This is a genomic window from Streptomyces sp. NPDC019531 (assembly GCF_044903305.1).
GTDB lineage: Bacteria > Actinomycetota > Actinomycetes > Streptomycetales > Streptomycetaceae > Streptomyces.
The window spans coordinates 301,473-318,681 of the sequence record NZ_JBJDQL010000003.1 but is presented as its reverse complement, the minus strand read 5'-3'; the positions used below and the strand labels follow the sequence as shown (position 1 = coordinate 318,681).

The following is a 17,209-nucleotide window of genomic DNA, read 5'->3' as shown; positions in this document are numbered from 1 at the left end:
TACACATCGGGTGTGTATGGCGCTACGATGCGCCGTCTTCCGCAGGAGGTGCCCTATGGCACAGGCAATGCGACCCAACACCGCCGGAGGCCTTTTCGCCACGGACGGTAAGCCCCACCCCCTCCAGGACACGCTGCTCGCGGTGACCCTGGTGCTGGGCATCACGGCTTTCGTCTCGGCGATGTTCCACAACCTGCACCTGCTCAGCTCCTGGGCCGGTCTCGTGGGCATCCTCACCGGTGCGTACGGCCAGTGGATCTCGGAGACGACCCGAGAGCGCTTCGGACTGATCCTCGGTCTCGGCGCCGCAGCGGTCGGCTTCTTCCTCGGCATGGCGCACGGCGGCCTCTTCGGTGGAGTCTTCTGACTGACGCCACGGGCACGGTCCCCCCGACATCACCCAAAGCACCGCGTTACGCCTCGGCAGCCCATGAGCCGGGGCGCAGGTTCCGTACGCCCAGTCAGGGCGCTCGCAAGGCGCAGTAGGCTTCGGCGCGAGAGCCGGAGCCCCTGTACCCATGGGGACACACCAGCCCGAGGAGCGCCCCGAATGAGCCTGACCCTGAGGACGATCAGCCGCGAGCAGCATCTGGCGTACATCCAGAGCCTGCCCTCGGCGAGCCACATGCAGGTTCCTGCCTGGGCAGACGTCAAGGCGGAGTGGCGCTCCGAGAGCCTCGGCTGGTTCGACAAGACCGGCGAGATCGTCGGCGCGGGTCTCGTCCTCTACCGTCAGCTGCCGAAGATCAAGCGCTATCTCGCCTATCTGCCCGAGGGCCCGGTCATCAACTGGTTCGCGCCGAATCTGACCGAGTGGCTGGAACCGATGCTCGCGCATCTCAGGCAGCAGGGCGCCTTCTCCGTGAAGATGGGCCCGCCGGTGATCATCCGGCGCTGGGAAGCCACCTCCATCAAGGCGGGCATCCAGAACCCGGACGTGAAGCGCCTGCGCGACATCGAGGCCGACTTCATCGAGCCGCGCGCCTTCGAGGTCGCCGACAAGCTCCGCCGGATGGGCTGGCAGCAGGGCGAGGACGGCGGGGCCGGCTTCGGTGACGTACAGCCCCGCTACGTCTACCAGGTGCCGCTCGCGAACCGGTCTTTGGAAGAGGTCCACAAGAACTTCAACCAGCTGTGGCGCCGCAACATCAAGAAGGCTGAGAAGGCCGGTGTCGAGGTCGTCCAGGGCGGTTACCAGGACCTTGAGGAATGGCAGCGGCTGTACGAGATCACAGCGGTGCGCGATCACTTCCGGCCCCGCCCGCTGTCGTACTTCCAGCGGATGTGGACGGCCCTCAACACCGAGGACCCCAACCGGATGCGGCTGTACTTCGCCCGGCACGAGGGCGTGAACCTGTCGGCAGCGACCATGCTGATCGTCGGCGGGCACGTCTGGTACTCCTACGGCGCCTCCGACAACATCGGCCGTGAGGTCCGGCCCTCGAACGCGATGCAGTGGCGGATGCTGCGCGACGCCTACGCGCTCGGCGCCACCGTCTACGACCTGCGCGGCATCTCCGACTCGCTGGACGAGACGGACCACCTCTTCGGCCTGATCCAGTTCAAGGTGGGCACGGGCGGCCAGGCCGCCGAGTACCTCGGCGAGTGGGACTTCCCGCTCAACAAGCTGCTCCACAAGGCGCTCGACATCTACATGTCGCGCCGCTGACGTCGCGTTCTTCGCTTCAATAGCTCGCATACCTCTGATACACCGCAGCCACTAGAAAGGTTCCGGGTCCGGCCATGGCGCTCACGCTCTACGTCGACACCGCGCGCTGGCGGGCGCACCACAAGCACGTGCAGGAGCAGTTCCCGGGGCTCGTCCCGGTCTGCAAGGGCAACGGCTACGGCTTCGGGCACGAGCGGCTTGCGGAGGAGGCGACCCGGCTGGGCTCGGACGTCCTCGCCGTCGGCACGACCTACGAGGCCGCGCGCATCAAGGACTGGTTCGGCGGTGATCTGCTGGTACTGACGCCGTACCGGCGCGGCGAGGAGCCCGTTCCGCTGCCCGACCGGGTCATCCGCTCGGTGTCGTCCATCGACGGCGTGTATGGCCTCGTGGGCGCGCGGGTGGTCATCGAGGTGATGTCCTCGATGAAACGGCACGGCATCAGCGAGCAGGACCTGCCGCAGCTGCACGCCGCCATAGAGAACGTCCGTCTGGAGGGCTTCGCGATCCACCTGCCGCTGGACCGCACCGACGGCTCGGACGCCGTCGAGGAGGTCATCGGCTGGATGGACCGGCTGCGGGCGGCCCGCCTGCCCCTGCACACCCTGTTCGTCAGCCATCTCAAAGCCGAGGACCTCGCCCGGCTTCAGCAGCAGTTCCCTCAGACCCGCTTCCGCGCTCGCATCGGGACCCGGCTGTGGCTCGGGGACCACGACTCCACCGAGTACCGCGGCGCGGTCCTGGACGTCACCCGTGTCTCCAAGGGGGACCGCTTCGGCTACCGGCAGCAGAAAGCGGCCTCCGACGGCTTCCTGGTCGTCGTGGCGGGAGGAACCTCGCACGGTGTGGGCCTGGAGGCCCCGAAGGCCCTGCACGGCGTCATGCCGCGTGCCAAGGGCGTCGCCCGCGCCGGCCTGGCCACGGTCAACCGGAACCTTTCGCCATTCGTCTGGGGCGGCAAGCAGCGCTGGTTCGCCGAGCCGCCGCACATGCAGGTCTCCATCCTGTTCGTCCCCTCGGACGCCCCCGAGCCGAAGGTGGGCGAGGAGCTGGTGGCCCATCTGCGGCACACCACCACGCAGTTCGACCGGATCGTCGACCGCTGAGACGGCGTAGAGGCAGCAAGAAGGCCGTACAGGGCATGTGACCTGTACGGCCTTTCGCGTGTGACACCCAGATGTGTTCGCTCAGAGCGAACGGCCGTTGGCCCCCGGCTCGCTGCCCCACTCCACCTGCGGTCCGTCGAACTGGGCCGCGTGCCGCGGCGGATGGGCGGCTGGGCCGAGTACGAAGACGTCCTCCGCTCCGTCCAGCACACCGCCCGAGGGATCGTCGTCGCCGGCCCGCCGCACGACGTCCCGCTCCGGCATGAGGATGTCGCGCAGGACCATCGCACACAGGTACGCCGTCCCCAGGAGATGCAATCCGATGGCCCAGTGGTAGCCGTCGGTCGGCAGACCCTTGTGGGCGTTGCCGCTGGTCGTGTACGCGAGGTACATCCAGATCCCCAGGAAGTACGCCACCTCGCACGCCTGCCAGATGAGGAAATCCCGCCACTTCGGCCGGGCCAGCACAGCCAGCGGCACCATCCACAGGACGTACTGGGGTGAGTAGACCTTGTTGGTGAGGATGAACGCGGCGACGATCAGGAACGCGAGCTGGGCGAAACGTGGCCGGCGCGGGGCGGTCAGGGTGAGCGCCGCGATGCCCGCGCAACTCAGCAGCATCAGCAGCGTGGCGAGTGTGTTGACGGTGTCGGTACTCAGCGGGTCGGTCGAGTTCTGGGCCAGGATCAGCCAGAAGGAGCCGAAGTCCACGCCCCGCTCCTGGCTGAACGTGTAGAACTTCGACCACCCGTCGAAGGCGAAGAGCATCACCGGCACGTTCACCACTAGCCAGGACACGACCGCCCCGCCCAGGGCCGTGCCGAAGTCCCGCCACTTGCCCGCCCGCCAGCACAGCACGAACAGCGGCCCGAGCAGGAAGACGGGATAGAGCTTGGCGGCCGTGGCGAGCCCCAGGAGGACGCCGAAGGCTAGCGAGCGGCCCCGCGCCCACATCAGCATCGCGGAAGCCGTCAGAGCGACCGCCAGCAGGTCCCAGTTGATGGTGGCGGTCAGCGCGAAGGCGGGGGCCAGAGCGACCAGCAGGCCGTCCCACGGGCGACGAGCGTGCGTACGGCTCACGCAGACGACGATGATGGCCGCGCAGACCATCAGCATCCCGGCGTTGACCATCCAGTACCACTGTTCCTGGTGCTGGATGCTGCCGCTGCCGGGTGTGAGCCAGGCGGCGACCTCCATGAACACACCGGTCAGGACCGGGTATTCGAGGTACTGCATGTCACCGGGGAGCTTGTCGAAGTACGGGACGAGACCGTCGGCGAAGCCGCGTCCCTGGTAGAGGTGCGGGATGTCCGAGTAGCACGCATGGGTGTACTGGGTGCTGGCACCGAAGAACCAGCCGCCGTCGTAGCAGGGGGCCTTCTGGACCAGGCCGAGCGCGAAGACGCCGATGGCCACGAGCGCGATGACCCGGACGGGGGTCCACCAGGACGTACCCAGCAGGGCACGTCGCCCGAGGGGGCCTCCGATGAACTCGCTGCCGCTCCTGGCGATCTCGTCGTCCTTGCTCGGACGCACTAGGTCCGGCTCGTGCACGCTCGCTGGCGTCGATTCAGCACTGGGCATGCCGTACATCCTGCCGTACGAGACTAGGAATACGCCGAGGGCCGCCGCACCTGGGTGCGACGGCCCATGTTTCACGTGAAACAGCCTCGACGGGGCATAGGCGGCTAACCGCTCGATCCGCCGAAGAGACCGCCGTTGTTGTTGCCGTTGTTGCCGTTCTCGTCCGTCGATGTGGCCGTCGGTGTCGAGGTCACACCGCCGTCGGTGCCCCCGGTGTCCGTGCCGCCCGAATTGTCACATTGCCAGGCGAACCGGCACGTCTCGGTTACCGTGGGCGTCGGACTGACGAACGTCTGGCTGGGCGTCGGAGTGGGGGTCGGTGTGGCCGACTCGGTCTCAGTCAGTGTCGGAGTAGGCGTCGGGCTCGGCTCGTCGTTGAGGATCTCACCGATGGGCTCCGGGGTCGGGAAGTCGATCGACTTCTCGCCCTTCAGTGCCTGCTCCATGTAGTCGTGCCAGATCTCGGACGGGAACGAGGCGCCGTGGATCTTCTCCTGGCCACCCGTTCCGTACATCTCCAGGAACGTGCGGTTCTTGTTGCTCTCGTTGTCGTCCATCCGGAACATGGTGATCGACGTGGACAGCTGCGGGGTGTATCCCACGAACCAGGCGGACTTGTTGCCGTCGGTGGTACCGGTCTTGCCCGCCACCTCACGGCCGGTCAGCTGGGCGTTGGTACCCGTGCCGTCCTCGACCACGGTCTTGAGGACGTCGGTGACGTTGTCGGCGACCTTCTCCTCGAAGACCTGCTTGGGCTTCGCCTCGTGGGTGAAGACGTCACCGTCCTTACTTGTGACCTTTTCGACGGAGTACGGCTCGTTCTGCTTGCCGCTCGCCGCGAACGTGGCATAGGCGCCCGCCATGCGGATCGCGCTGGGGTCGGAGATACCGATGGAGAAGGACGGGTAGTTGGTGCCGGCCAGGCTGTTCTCCTTGAGGCCCGCGTCCATGGCCGACTCCTTCACCTTGTCCAGACCGACGTCCATGCCGAGCTGCACGAAGGCGGAGTTCACCGACTCCCGCATCGCCTCACGAAGGTCGATCTGGTACTTGGGCGGAGAGCCGTAGGACTGCTTGCCGTCGTTCTCCTGGAGCCACTCCTTGCCCTCCTCGTTCTTCCAGATCGAACCGTCATAGTTCTTGATCTTGAGGTCGTTCTGACCGCTGAACAGGCTCTTGGCATTGACGACGGTGCGCTCGTCCTGTGCCTGGCTCTCACCCAGGTCCTTGTCGCGCACCCCCCACTTCATGGCCGCGGCGAGTACGAAGGTCTTGAACGTCGAACCGACCTGGGCACCGGTCGAGTCGCAGTTGTTGGTGAAGTGCGTGGTCGCGTCCTCGCCGCCATAACAGGCCCGGATCGCACCGGTGGCCGGCTCCACGGACGCTCCGCCGAACTGGACATAGGTGTCCTTCGTCGGGCGCTTCTTGGGATCGATGTTCTCCTTGCGGACCTTCGAGACCGCCGCCTCGAGCTCCTTGACCTTGTTCTTGTCGAAGGTCGTGTAGATCGAGTAGCCGCCCTGCTGAAGCTTGTCGGCACTGACGATCTTGTTGTTGATCAGGTACGCCTTGGCGAGGTCGACCAGATAGCCGATCTGTCCCTTGAGCTGGGTGTTGGACCGGGGGTTCTGCCACTTGGGAAGCGCCGTGTACCTGGCCCGCTCCGTCGCGTTGAGGTGGCCGTACTCGACCATCTTGTCGAGAGTGTCCTGCATCTGCCGCAGGGCCCGCCGCTGGTTGGCTTCAGCCGTGGCGCCCGTCGGGTCGATGGACGTCGCGCCCGCGGGGTCGTAGTACGTGGCGCCCTTGAGCATGGCTGCCAGGAAGGCACACTCACCCGGGTTCAGTTTGATGGCGTCCTTGTTGAAGTACGCGCGCGCGGCCGCCTGGATGCCGTAGGCGTTGCGACCGTAGTACGCCGAGTTCAGGTACCCCTCCATGATCTCGTCCTTGTCGACCGTGGCACCCACCTTGATGGAGATGAAGATCTCCTTGAACTTGCGGGTGACGGTCTGGGACTGGTCGTCCAGGCGCGCGTTCTTGACGTACTGCTGGGTGATGGTGGAGCCACCCTGCGTGTCGCCGCCCCTGGCCATGTTGAACACGGCGCGGGCGATGCCCTTGGGGTCGATGCCGCTGTCGGTGTAGAAGGTCTTGTTCTCCTGCGAGACGACGGCGTACTGCATCGCCTTCGGGATCTGCGCGAGGTTGATGATCTGGCGGTTCGTCTCACCGCCGGTGGAGACCATCTCGCTCTGGTCCGACCAGTAGTAGACGTTGTTCTGCGCCGTAGCGGTCTCGGCGACGTTCGGGACGCTCACGAGCGCGTACCCGACACCGGCGACCGCGACCAGGCTTCCGATGAAGCCGATGAACAGGCCCGTCACCAGCTTCCAGGACGGCATCCAGCGCGCCGCGCCGTACTTGCCCGCGCGCGGGTAGTCGATGAGACGTTTCCTGCCGGGATCGGAGGCCCGTCCCCGCCCGGTCGGCGCCCCGCGCCGACCGCCACGGCCCGGTTCTGCCGCTCTGCGGCGACCACCGCCCGCGCTTCTCTGGGACGCACGGCGGGCCTCGGCACGGCTGCCGTACGAACGCTCCTCGCCTCCCGAACCATAGGAAGCCGACTCCTGGGAGCTCGTCCCATAGGAGTCGGAAAGAGACCCGGTGGCGCCTCGCGGAGCCGCACGGCGGCCGGAGGACGAGCCGGACTGGCCGCGTCGGGCCGCGGCACGTCCGCCTCCCTGCGGCTGCGGCTGTTTGCGACGGTGCTCGCTCATCGAAGGACTACTCCTCGGGCAGGCGCACCCTTGCGCGCCTGGAAACGGCGGCTGGTTTCCGGTCCCCCCGAAGTACGGATGTGGTCGGTTCCGCATTCATCCGTACCGCACCCGGGACAGCGACGCCCCCCAGGCGTCACTCGTTTCCCGGTGCTGTGCATGCCGCACAGACTACGCACCGTCAAAACCCGCCGAGTCCCGAAGTTCACCCCAAATCAGACAACTTGGTTCGCATGAATCATTGATGTGATCCCGTTCACCATCCCCCCACTTGTCGCTTCCGGAAGGGCGTTCTATCGTCTTGATGTATCGAGTCGATACATCGGTGCGAGACAGTGACGAGGAGGCGACGATGAGCCGGCGTTCCGGGATCCTCGAATTCGCCGTACTCGGCCTGCTCCGTGAGTCCCCGATGCACGGCTATGAGCTGCGCAAACGTCTCAATACATCACTGGGCGTGTTCCGAGCCTTCAGCTACGGCACGCTCTACCCCTGCCTCAAGACGCTGGTCGCCAACGGCTGGTTGATCGAGGAACCAGGGAACACCACCGAGGACGCCCTCGCCGCACCACTCACAGGGCGTCGCGCCAAGATCGTCTACCGGTTGACGGCGGAAGGTAAGGAGCACTTCGAGGAACTGCTCTCGCAGACCGGCCCCGACGCATACGAGGACGAGCACTTCGCAGCTCGTTTCGCCTTCTTCGGGCAGACCTCGCGCGACGTCCGCATGCGAGTCCTCGAAGGCCGCCGCGGTCGGCTGGAGGAGCGACTGGAGAAGATGCGTGCCTCGCTGGCGCGCACCCGGGAGCGCCTCGACGACTACACGCTTGAGCTCCAGCGCCACGGGATGGAGTCCGTGGAGCGCGAAGTGCGCTGGCTGAACGAGCTCATCGAGAGCGAGCGGGCCGGACGGGACATGAAGAGTCCCGCCCGTGAAGAACCCGCTCGCGACACCACAGAGGGAGCGCCGGGCGTCCTGCCCCGGCCCGGGGACACCCCCGGTCCGGATACGTCCGGCGACACCGCCACGTGAGGTCCCTGCCAGGGCCTCACTCGTACACACAGGGAGCAACCGGAATGGGTTCGGTTCGCGTAGCCGTCGTCGGCGTGGGCAACTGCGCCGCGTCGCTGGTTCAGGGAGTCGAGTACTACAAGGACGCCGACCCGGCGTCGAAGGTCCCCGGGCTGATGCACGTACAGTTCGGCGACTACCACGTCCGTGACGTCGAGTTCGTCGCGGCCTTCGACGTGGACGCGAAGAAGGTCGGTCTCGACCTCGCCGACGCCATCGGCGCCTCCGAGAACAACACCATCAAGATCTGCGACGTGCCGAACACCGGTGTGACCGTCCAGCGCGGTCACACCCTCGACGGCCTCGGCAAGTACTACCGCGAGACCATCGAGGAGTCCGCCGAGGCCCCGGTCGACGTCGTCCAGATCCTCAAGGACAAGCAGGTCGACGTCCTCGTCTGCTACCTGCCCGTCGGCTCCGAGGACGCGGCGAAGTTCTACGCCCAGTGCGCCATCGACGCCAAGGTCGCGTTCGTCAACGCCCTTCCGGTCTTCATCGCCGGCACCAAGGAGTGGGCGGACAAGTTCACCGCGGCGGGCGTCCCGATCGTCGGTGACGACATCAAGTCGCAGGTCGGCGCGACCATCACGCACCGCGTCATGGCGAAGCTGTTCGAGGACCGCGGTGTCGTCCTGGACCGCACGATGCAGCTGAACGTCGGCGGCAACATGGACTTCAAGAACATGCTCGAGCGCGAGCGCCTGGAGTCCAAGAAGATCTCCAAGACACAGGCCGTCACCTCACAGATCCCCGACCGGGACCTCGGCGCGAAGAACGTCCACATCGGCCCGTCCGACTACGTTCAGTGGCTCGACGACCGCAAGTGGGCCTACGTCCGCCTCGAGGGCCGTGCCTTCGGTGACGTCCCGCTGAGCCTGGAGTACAAGCTCGAGGTCTGGGACTCCCCGAACTCGGCCGGTGTCATCATCGACGCTGTGCGCGCCGCGAAGATCGCCAAGGACCGCGGCATCGGCGGCCCGATCCTGTCGGCCTCCAGCTACTTCATGAAGTCCCCGCCGGTCCAGTACTTCGACGACGAGGCCCGCGAGAACGTCGAGAAGTTCATCAAGGGTGAAGTCGAGCGCTGAGGCTCACTCAAAACGCTCCTGCCAGGGCTACAGAGGGTCCCCGGGTTGTATCGCCCGGGGACCCTCCCCGTATGTGAGGCTGTGCCCCATGTCCGTCGTGCGTGATCTGCGGATCCTGCTGCGCTTCCGGGATTTCCGACACCTGCTCTCCGTGCGTCTGCTCTCCCAGGGCGCGGACGGTGTCTACCAGATCGCGCTCGCCACCTACGTCGTCTTCTCCCCGGAGAAACAGACCTCGGCCACCGGGATTGCCTCCGCGATGGCGGTCCTGCTGCTGCCCTACTCCTTGGTGGGCCCCTTCGCCGGCGCTCTCCTGGACCGCTGGAGCCGCCGCCAGGTATTCCTCTACGGCAACCTCGTGCGTGCCCTGCTGGCATCGGCGACAGCCGTCCTGATGCTCAGCAGCGTCCCGGACTGGCTCTTCTACATCTCCGCCCTGTGCGTCACCGCCGTCAACCGCTTCGTCCTGTCCGGCCTGTCCGCGGCGCTGCCGCGCGTCGTCGACGAGGAGCGGCTGGTGATCGCCAACTCCCTCTCCCCGACAGCCGGAACCCTCGCGGCGACCGCAGGGGGCGGACTCGCTTTCGTCGTACGCCTGTTGGTCGCCGACTCCGACGCGGCCGTGGTGCTCCTGGGAGCGGGACTGTACCTGTCCGGTGCACTCGCCGCCCTGCGTATCCCACCGGAACTGCTGGGCCCCGACCGCGAGTTGATCCGGCCCCGCCTCGGCGCGGCGCTCGCCGGAACGGCCCGCGACCTGGCGGCAGGCGTACGCCACCTGGCCGCACCCGCTCGTCGACCGGCCGCCCGGGCTCTCGGCGCCATGTCGTTGATGCGGTTCTGCTACGGCGCCCTGCTCGTCATGGTGCTGATGCTCTGCCGATACACCCTGACGTCCGATCCGGACGATGGACTCGCCCTGCTGGGGCTGGCGTTGGGAATCTCCGGCGCCGGCTTCTTCGGCGCCGCCGTACTCACCCCATGGGCCGCGGGAAGAGTCGGACCGGAGCGCTGGATCATCGTGTGCGCGGCAGCCGCTGCCGTGCTGGAGCCCAGCCTCGGGCTCCCCTTCACCACGGTCCCCATGCTCATCGCGGCGTTCGTCCTGGGTCTGATCACTCAGGGCGCGAAGATCGCCACGGACACCATCGTGCAGTCCTCCGTCGAAGACGGGTTCCGGGGCAGGATCTTCTCCGTCTACGACGTGCTGTTCAACATCGCTTTCGTGGGCGCCGCCGGCGTAGCCGCCCTGCTCCTGCCGCCGGACGGTCGCTCGGTGACCCTGGTGGTCACCGTCGCCTTCATCTACGCAGCAGTCGCCGTGGCGATGACGAAGGAACGAAAGAGAGCGGCGGAACGATGATGGGGCGATGTTTCACGTGAAACACCACCCCTCGGCCGACGGACCAGGAGTCCATGTTTCACGTGAAACATGGACTCCGTTCCATAACCTCAGCCCTGCTCGGCCCACCACTCCTTGAGCGCTGCCACTGCCTCGTCGCGCTCCATCGGCCCATTCTCCAGGCGAAGCTCCAGCATGTGCTTGTACGCGCGCCCCACGGCAGGCCCCGGCCCGACACCGAGGATCTCCATGATCTCGTTGCCATCGAGGTCAGGCCTGATCGAGTCCAGCTCCTCCTGCTCCTGAAGCTGGGAGATCCGCTCCTCCAGACCGTCGTACGCACGCGACAGCGCGGCCGCCTTGCGCTTGTTCCGGGTCGTGCAGTCCGAGCGGGTCAGCTTGTGGAGCCGGTCGAGCAACGGACCCGCGTCCCGCACATAGCGGCGGACAGCCGAGTCCGTCCACTCCCCGGTGCCGTACCCGTGGAACCGCAGATGCAGTTCGACGAGCCGGGAGACGTCCTTCACGAGTTCGTTGGAGTACTTGAGCGCCGTCATCCGCTTCTTGGTCATCTTCGCTCCGACCACTTCATGGTGGTGGAACGAGACCCGGCCGTCCTGCTCGAAACGGCGGGTGCGCGGTTTACCGATGTCGTGGAGCAGGGCGGCCAGGCGGAGAACCAGGTCGGGCCCTTCCTTCTCCAGCTCGATGGCCTGCTCCAGGACGATCAGCGTGTGTTCGTAGACGTCCTTGTGTCGGTGGTGTTCGTCGCTCTCCAGGCGCAGGGCCGGAAGCTCGGGCAGGGCGTGCTCGGCGAGCCCCGTGTCGACCAGCAGCGTCAGGCCTTTGCGTGGATGGGCGGACAGGATGAGTTTGTTCAGTTCATCCCGCACCCGCTCGGCGGAGACGATCTCCAGGCGCCCTGACATCTCCTCCATCGCGGTGACCACGTCCGGTGCCACCTCGAAGTCGAGTTGCGCCGCGAAACGCGCGGCCCGCATCATGCGCAGCGGGTCGTCCGAGAAGGAGGCTTCCGGAGTGCCCGGAGTGCGCAGCACACGTGCCGCGAGGTCGTCGAGGCCGCCGTGCGGGTCGATGAACTTCTTCTCCGGGAGGGCGACGGCCATCGCGTTCACGGTGAAGTCACGCCGGACGAGGTCCTCCTCAATGGAGTCGCCGTACGACACCTCGGGCTTGCGTGAGGTCCGGTCGTACGCCTCGGACCGGTAGGTGGTCACCTCAATCTGGTAGCCGTCCTTCTGCGCCCCAACCGTGCCGAAGGCGATCCCGACGTCCCACACAGCGTCCGCCCACGGCCGTACGATCTTCAGTACGTCCTGAGGGCGGGCGTCGGTCGTGAAGTCCAGGTCGTTGCCGAGCCGACCGAGCAGTGCGTCCCGGACCGACCCGCCGACCAGGGCGAGCGAGAACCCGGCCTCCTGGAAGCGCAGGGCGAGGTCGTCGGCGACAGGGGCGACCGGGAGCAGCTCGTTCACCGCGTGGTCCTGCACCTGGCTCGGGGCACTGAGGTTGTCTTCGTTGGCGTTCGGCACAACAGAAGAGGGTACGTGGCCCGGGCGGCTGCGAGCGCCTCCATTAAACGTGCACAGACTCGCCGTCCAGACCTGCACAAGCTCTGCTCCGGAGACTCACGGGCGTGTTCCTCTTTATACAGGCACATTCGGGACAGCGCGGCGGTGTCCGCCGATCTTGTGGAACAGTCCGCGGCACTTCCTCTCAGCGCGCATCGTTACCATGCGTGGACGCACATTCCGACGACCACTGACGACGACGAGGGACGGGCGAGCGCGTGGCCGAGGCGGCAGACTTCCAGGGGACGAGTCCCTCACCTGCCCGCCGCTGGCTGCGGCGCACCGGGGCCCTGCTGGCAGGGGTGCCCCTGCTGGCCGGCCTGTGCCAGCTGCCCGCTGCCACACCCGCTCACGCCGCCGACAATTCCGGTTCGGTGTCCGTCGCTGTCGACACACTCAGCCCCAGCCTGCCTACGGACGGTGACACGGTCACCGTCTCCGGGACGGTGACCAACAACGGCAAGCAGGCCGTCACGGCCGCCCATGTGGGACTGCATGTGGGTCCCGAGCTGACCACCCGCTCGTCGATCGACACCGCCACCGACGACAGCGACTCCCTCCAGGACCCCGCGGGATCCGAGGTCGGTGGCAAGTACGTCCAGAAGTTCTCGAAGCTGACCCCCGGGATCGCCCAGCCTTTCTCCATCTCCGTACCGGTCGACGAACTGGACCTCGGCGACGCCGGCGTCTACCAGTTCGCCGTCTCTCTCTCGGGCAAGACCTCCGCGCAGCCGTGGGACCGGATGCTCGGCATCCAGCGCACGTTCCTGCCCTGGCAGTCCGACGAGGCGGACACGAAGACGAAGACGACGTTCCTGTGGCCGCTCGTCTCCACCGCCCACATGACGGCGGAGACCGGGGCCAACGCCCAGCAGACGCCCGTCTTCCTCAACGACGACCTGGCCGAGGAGATCTCGGCGGGCGGGCGACTGGACCGGATGCTGTCGCTGGGCGAGAGCCTCGACGTCACCTGGGTGATCGACCCGGACCTGCTGGCGTCCGTCGACGCGATGACGCGCACCTACCGGGTGCAGGGTGAGGGCGACACCACGACGACGGGCACTCACCAGGCGATCGCCAAGCAGTGGCTGGCGAGGCTGCAGAAGGCGGTCGAGGACCAGGAGGTCGTGGCGCTGCCCTTCGCCGACCCCGATCTCGCCTCCCTGGCCCACAACGGCACAAGCGTCACCGGTTCGCTCGGTCATCTCGACGAGGGCACCGATGTCGCGGCTACCACGGTGAAGACCGTGCTCCACGTGACACCGAGCACCGACTTTGCCTGGCCCGTGGACGGCGCCGTGGACCCGTCGATCGTCAAGGTCGCCACCTCCGCGGGCGCCGACAAGGTGATCGCGCGCAGCGACAGTCTGAACGAGACCGGCGGCCTGTCGTACACGCCCTCCGCGGCCCGCCCCATCGGCGCCGGCGCCACGGCGGTGGTCGCGGACGCACGGCTGTCGACGTCGTTCCAGGGCGATCTGACGAAGGCTTCCGCCGCCACTCTCGCCGTCCAGCGGTTCCTCGCCCAGAGCCTTGCTCTCGATCTCCAGACGGACAAGCAGCGCAGCATCGTCGTCGCCCCGCAGCGCATGCCCACGGCGAGCCAGGCCGCTGCCATGGCCGAGGCCATCACCGCTCTGCAGAGCGGAAACTGGTCCGAGACCCAGAAGCTCACGGCCGCGGCCGCGGCCAAGCCCGACCCAGGGGCCACCACCAAGGTGCCCTCTGCCTCCGCCTACCCCTCCTCGCTGCGCAAGCAGGAACTGCCGAAGTCGGCCTTCCAGGAGATCGCACGCACGCAGGACAAGCTCGACAACTTCAAGGTGATCCTCTCTGACGAGTCCCGCGTCGTGACCCCCCTCGGGCGGGCCGTGAACCGCGAGATGTCCACCTCGTGGCGGGGCCGCGCCACCGAGGCGAGCGGCTTCCGCAGCGATGTCGAGGACTACCTCGACGAACTGACCTCCCAGGTCAGCCTGATCGAAAAGTCGGAGACCAAACTCTCCGGCCGTAGCGCCACGATCCCGGTGACGGTCCAGAACAACCTGGTGCAGGGCGTGGAACACCTGAGGCTGCGACTGACCTCGCTGAGCCCGAACCGGCTCGAGATCGGTGGCTCCTCCTACTACGAGCAGCCGGTCGAGGTCTCGGGCGGCCACAGCCAGACGGTGAAGTTCACCACGACGGCCAACGCCAACGGCCAGGCCTCGGTGATCGCACAGCTGTACACGGAAGACGGCCAGCCGTACGGCGACGAGGTCAGGTTCGACGTGAAGGTCACCGAGTTCACGGCCACGGTGATGCTGGTCATCGGCGGCGGTGTCCTGCTGCTGGTGCTGGCAGGATTCAGGATGTACACCCAGCGCAAGCGCGCGGCCGCGCGTGAGGCCGAGCAGAGCGGCCCCGACGACGAGGCGAGCGAGGCCGTGGACGGCCCGGAGAGCCCCGAGGGCCCCGAGGACCGTCTCAAGGAGGAGTCCGGCACCGGGGCCGGGGCAGACGCCCCGGAGCAGCCGAGTGACCTGACAGCGGACACCGCAACGGAAAGCGCCGACCCGTCCGGCACGGGTGAGAGAGTGGACCGTTGAGGATGTCGTGGCCGGTGGGCCCGGGACGATGAGGTGGGGTAACCATGAACGCGCCGTACGACGGTGATCGCGGTCAGGGCGCGGGCAGCTCGGGTCGCCCCGAGGGCCCGCCGCCCGAGCACGGCCAGGTACCGCCGCAGGCTCCCGCGGACATGTACCTCCAGGACGCCTACGACCAGGACCCCTACCGGGCACAGGACCTCTACTCCCAGGACCCGGTCGCCGAGGCCCTCTACGACCGTGCCGCACACCCCCCGCCTCCTCCGGGTACCCATCAGCCGCAGCAGCCTCTGTACTCCCAGCCGCCCCAGTCGCCGTACGCCCCCGACCCTCAGGTGTGGGCCCAGACCCCGGCGCCCGAGCCAGAGGGGCCGACGCAGTTCCTGCCGTACGGCGACAATCCCCGCACCACGCAGTTCGTGGGGGTCGACGACCTGGTGACCCAGGCCGGCGAGAACCGGCACGAGCCGGACGCCTTCGCGCACCTCTTCCGCGACCAGCAGCAGGGCGGCAGCCGTCCGACGGATCCGCCGTCGGTGCCGGGTCCGGCAGCGGCCCCGGGAGGGCCGTCGCCTGCGCCGCAGTTCCAGGCCCCCACGGCCCCCGCGCCCCCGGCCGACGAGACCATGAACCTGGGCACCGTCCCGGCCGGTGCTCAAGCGGCTCCTTCTGCCACCGCGGCTCCCGCGGCTCCCGCGGCTCCCGCGAAGAAGGGCGGCAAGGCAGGAGGCCTGCTGAAGTCGAGCGCCGTGATGGCGGCCGGCACGATGGTCTCCCGCCTCACCGGCTTCATCCGCTCGGCGCTGATCGTGTCGGCGCTCGGCGTCGGTCTGCTCGGTGACACCTTCCAGGTCGCCTACCAGCTACCGACGATGATCTACATCCTGACGGTCGGCGGCGGCCTCAACTCCGTCTTCGTGCCACAACTCGTGCGCGCCATGAAGGAGGACGAGGACGGCGGCGAGGCGTACGCCAACCGGCTGCTGACGCTGGTCATGGTGGCGCTCGGCGTGCTGACCGGTCTCGCGATCCTCGGTGCCCCGTTCCTGATCCGTCTGCTGTCGGACTCGGTGGCCAGTGACCCGGCGGCCAACGAGGTCGGCATCACCTTCGTCCGCTACTTCCTGCCCTCGATCTTCTTCATGGGCATCCACGTGGTGATGGGGCAGATCCTCAACGCGCGTGGGAAGTTCGGCGCGATGATGTGGACCCCGGTCCTGAACAACATCGTCATCATCGTGACCCTCGGCATGTTCATGTGGGTCTACGGCACCGCCGCCGACTCCGGAATGAAGGTCACGAACATCCCGCCGGAGGGACAGCGTCTCCTCGGCATCGGCGTCCTGCTCGGCCTCGTGGTCCAGGCGCTGGCGATGATCCCGTACCTGCGCGAGACCGGCTTCCGGATGCGGCTGCGTTTCGACTGGAGGGGCCACGGCCTCGGCAAGGCCGTGACGCTGGCCAAGTGGACCGTCCTGTTCGTCCTGGCCAACCAGGCCGGCGCGATCGTCGTCTCGCAGTTGTCCACCGCGGCGGGCAAGGATTCCCCGGTCGACGGCACCGGCTTCGCCGCCTACGCCAACGCCCAGTTGATCTGGGGACTACCGCAGGCGATCATCACCGTCTCCCTGATGGCGGCACTGTTGCCACGCCTGGCCCGCTCGGCGGCCGAGGACGACAGCGGAGCCGTCCGGGACGACATCTCCCAGGGCCTGCGCACCACGGCCGTCGCGATCGTGCCGATCGCCTTCGGTTTCGTCGCCCTCGGCATCCCGATGTGCACGCTGATCTTCGGTTCCTCGGGCACCAGCGAGGCCACGAACATGGGCTTCATGCTGATGGCCTTCGCCCTCGGCCTGATCCCCTACTCCGTGCAGTACGTCGTGCTGCGCGCCTTCTACGCATACGAGGACACCCGCACCCCCTTCTACAACACGGTCATCGTGGCAGCGGTCAACGCGGGCGCCTCTGCGCTGTGTTACGTGGTGCTGGCGCCCCGCTGGGCCGTGGCGGGCATGGCGGCCTCGTACGGTCTCGCCTACGCGATCGGTGTCGGTGTCGCCTGGAACCGGCTGCGCAAGCGTCTCGGCGGCGACCTGGACGGCAACCGCGTCCTGCGGACCTACGCCCGGCTCTGCATTGCCTCCGTCCCGGCGGCGTTGCTCAGCGGAGCGGCCTGCTACGGCATCGCCCACTCGCTCGGTCAGGGGGTCGTCGGTTCGCTCGCCGCGCTGATCGCGGGCGGTGCGGTCCTGCTCGGGATCTTCTTCGTCGCAGCGCGCAAGATGCGCATCGAGGAGCTGAACTCGCTGGTCGGCATGGTCCGGGGGCGTCTGGGGCGCTGAGCCTGGGGTACGCGCACAACCATCGTCCGCCACCGTGTGT

11 protein-coding genes are annotated in these 17,209 nt (G+C 67.5%); 8 read left to right on the top strand and 3 right to left on the bottom strand.

What is annotated here, in order from left to right; all coding sequences use genetic code 11:
* Positions 1 to 55 precede the first annotated feature (55 nt).
* The 3 genes from ACI2L1_RS05730 to ACI2L1_RS05720 all read left to right on the top strand — a co-directional run bounded on the left by ACI2L1_RS05730 (position 56) and on the right by ACI2L1_RS05720 (position 2,775).
* Entirely contained in the window at positions 56 to 367 is a 312-nt protein-coding gene (locus ACI2L1_RS05730; protein ID WP_404738027.1) for a hypothetical protein, read from the top strand.
* A 183-nt stretch (positions 368 to 550) separates the two neighbouring features.
* A complete protein-coding gene (gene femX, locus ACI2L1_RS05725) occupies positions 551 to 1,669 on the top strand; it encodes a peptidoglycan bridge formation glycyltransferase FemX (protein WP_404738026.1) in 1,119 nt (372 codons plus the stop codon).
* Between the two features lie 74 nt (positions 1,670 to 1,743).
* Positions 1,744 to 2,775, top strand: a complete 1,032-nt coding sequence (locus ACI2L1_RS05720) for an alanine racemase (protein WP_355748755.1) — start codon at positions 1,744 to 1,746, stop codon at positions 2,773 to 2,775.
* An 81-nt stretch (positions 2,776 to 2,856) separates the two neighbouring features.
* Here the strand turns inward: ACI2L1_RS05720 and ACI2L1_RS05715 are convergent, their stop codons facing one another.
* Together ACI2L1_RS05715 and ACI2L1_RS05710 are read right to left on the bottom strand one after the other, a co-directional pair.
* Complete coding sequence (locus tag ACI2L1_RS05715) at positions 2,857 to 4,359, bottom strand: glycosyltransferase family 87 protein (protein WP_404738025.1); 1,503 nt, start codon at positions 4,357 to 4,359, stop codon at positions 2,857 to 2,859.
* A gap of 104 nt (positions 4,360 to 4,463) precedes the next feature.
* On the bottom strand, positions 4,464 to 7,142 hold the full coding sequence (locus ACI2L1_RS05710) for a transglycosylase domain-containing protein (RefSeq protein ID WP_404738024.1): 2,679 nt from the start codon (positions 7,140 to 7,142) through the stop codon (positions 4,464 to 4,466).
* Between the two features lie 352 nt (positions 7,143 to 7,494).
* Here ACI2L1_RS05710 and ACI2L1_RS05705 point away from each other — a divergent pair, with 352 nt between their 5' ends.
* The 3 genes from ACI2L1_RS05705 (at position 7,495) to ACI2L1_RS05695 (ending at position 10,665) form a co-directional block, all read left to right on the top strand.
* Positions 7,495 to 8,175 carry a helix-turn-helix transcriptional regulator gene (locus tag ACI2L1_RS05705; RefSeq protein ID WP_404738023.1) on the top strand — a complete coding sequence of 227 codons (681 nt, stop codon included), beginning with the start codon at positions 7,495 to 7,497 and terminating at the stop codon, positions 8,173 to 8,175.
* 44 nt (positions 8,176 to 8,219) lie between these two features.
* Entirely contained in the window at positions 8,220 to 9,302 is a 1,083-nt protein-coding gene (locus ACI2L1_RS05700; protein ID WP_404738022.1) for an inositol-3-phosphate synthase, read from the top strand.
* 88 nt (positions 9,303 to 9,390) lie between these two features.
* Complete coding sequence (locus ACI2L1_RS05695; protein ID WP_404738021.1) at positions 9,391 to 10,665, top strand: MFS transporter; 1,275 nt, start codon at positions 9,391 to 9,393, stop codon at positions 10,663 to 10,665.
* A gap of 89 nt (positions 10,666 to 10,754) precedes the next feature.
* Here ACI2L1_RS05695 and ACI2L1_RS05690 read toward each other — a convergent pair whose 3' ends face one another.
* Entirely contained in the window at positions 10,755 to 12,197 is a 1,443-nt protein-coding gene (locus ACI2L1_RS05690; protein WP_404738020.1) for a CCA tRNA nucleotidyltransferase, read from the bottom strand.
* Between the two features lie 257 nt (positions 12,198 to 12,454).
* Here ACI2L1_RS05690 and ACI2L1_RS05685 point away from each other — a divergent pair, with 257 nt between their 5' ends.
* Positions 12,455 to 14,824, top strand: coding sequence for a DUF6049 family protein (locus tag ACI2L1_RS05685; protein ID WP_404738019.1), 2,370 nt, complete (start codon positions 12,455 to 12,457; stop codon positions 14,822 to 14,824).
* A 44-nt stretch (positions 14,825 to 14,868) separates the two neighbouring features.
* Complete coding sequence (murJ, locus tag ACI2L1_RS05680; protein ID WP_404738018.1) at positions 14,869 to 17,169, top strand: murein biosynthesis integral membrane protein MurJ; 2,301 nt, start codon at positions 14,869 to 14,871, stop codon at positions 17,167 to 17,169.
* The last annotated feature ends 40 nt before the right edge of the window (positions 17,170 to 17,209 follow it).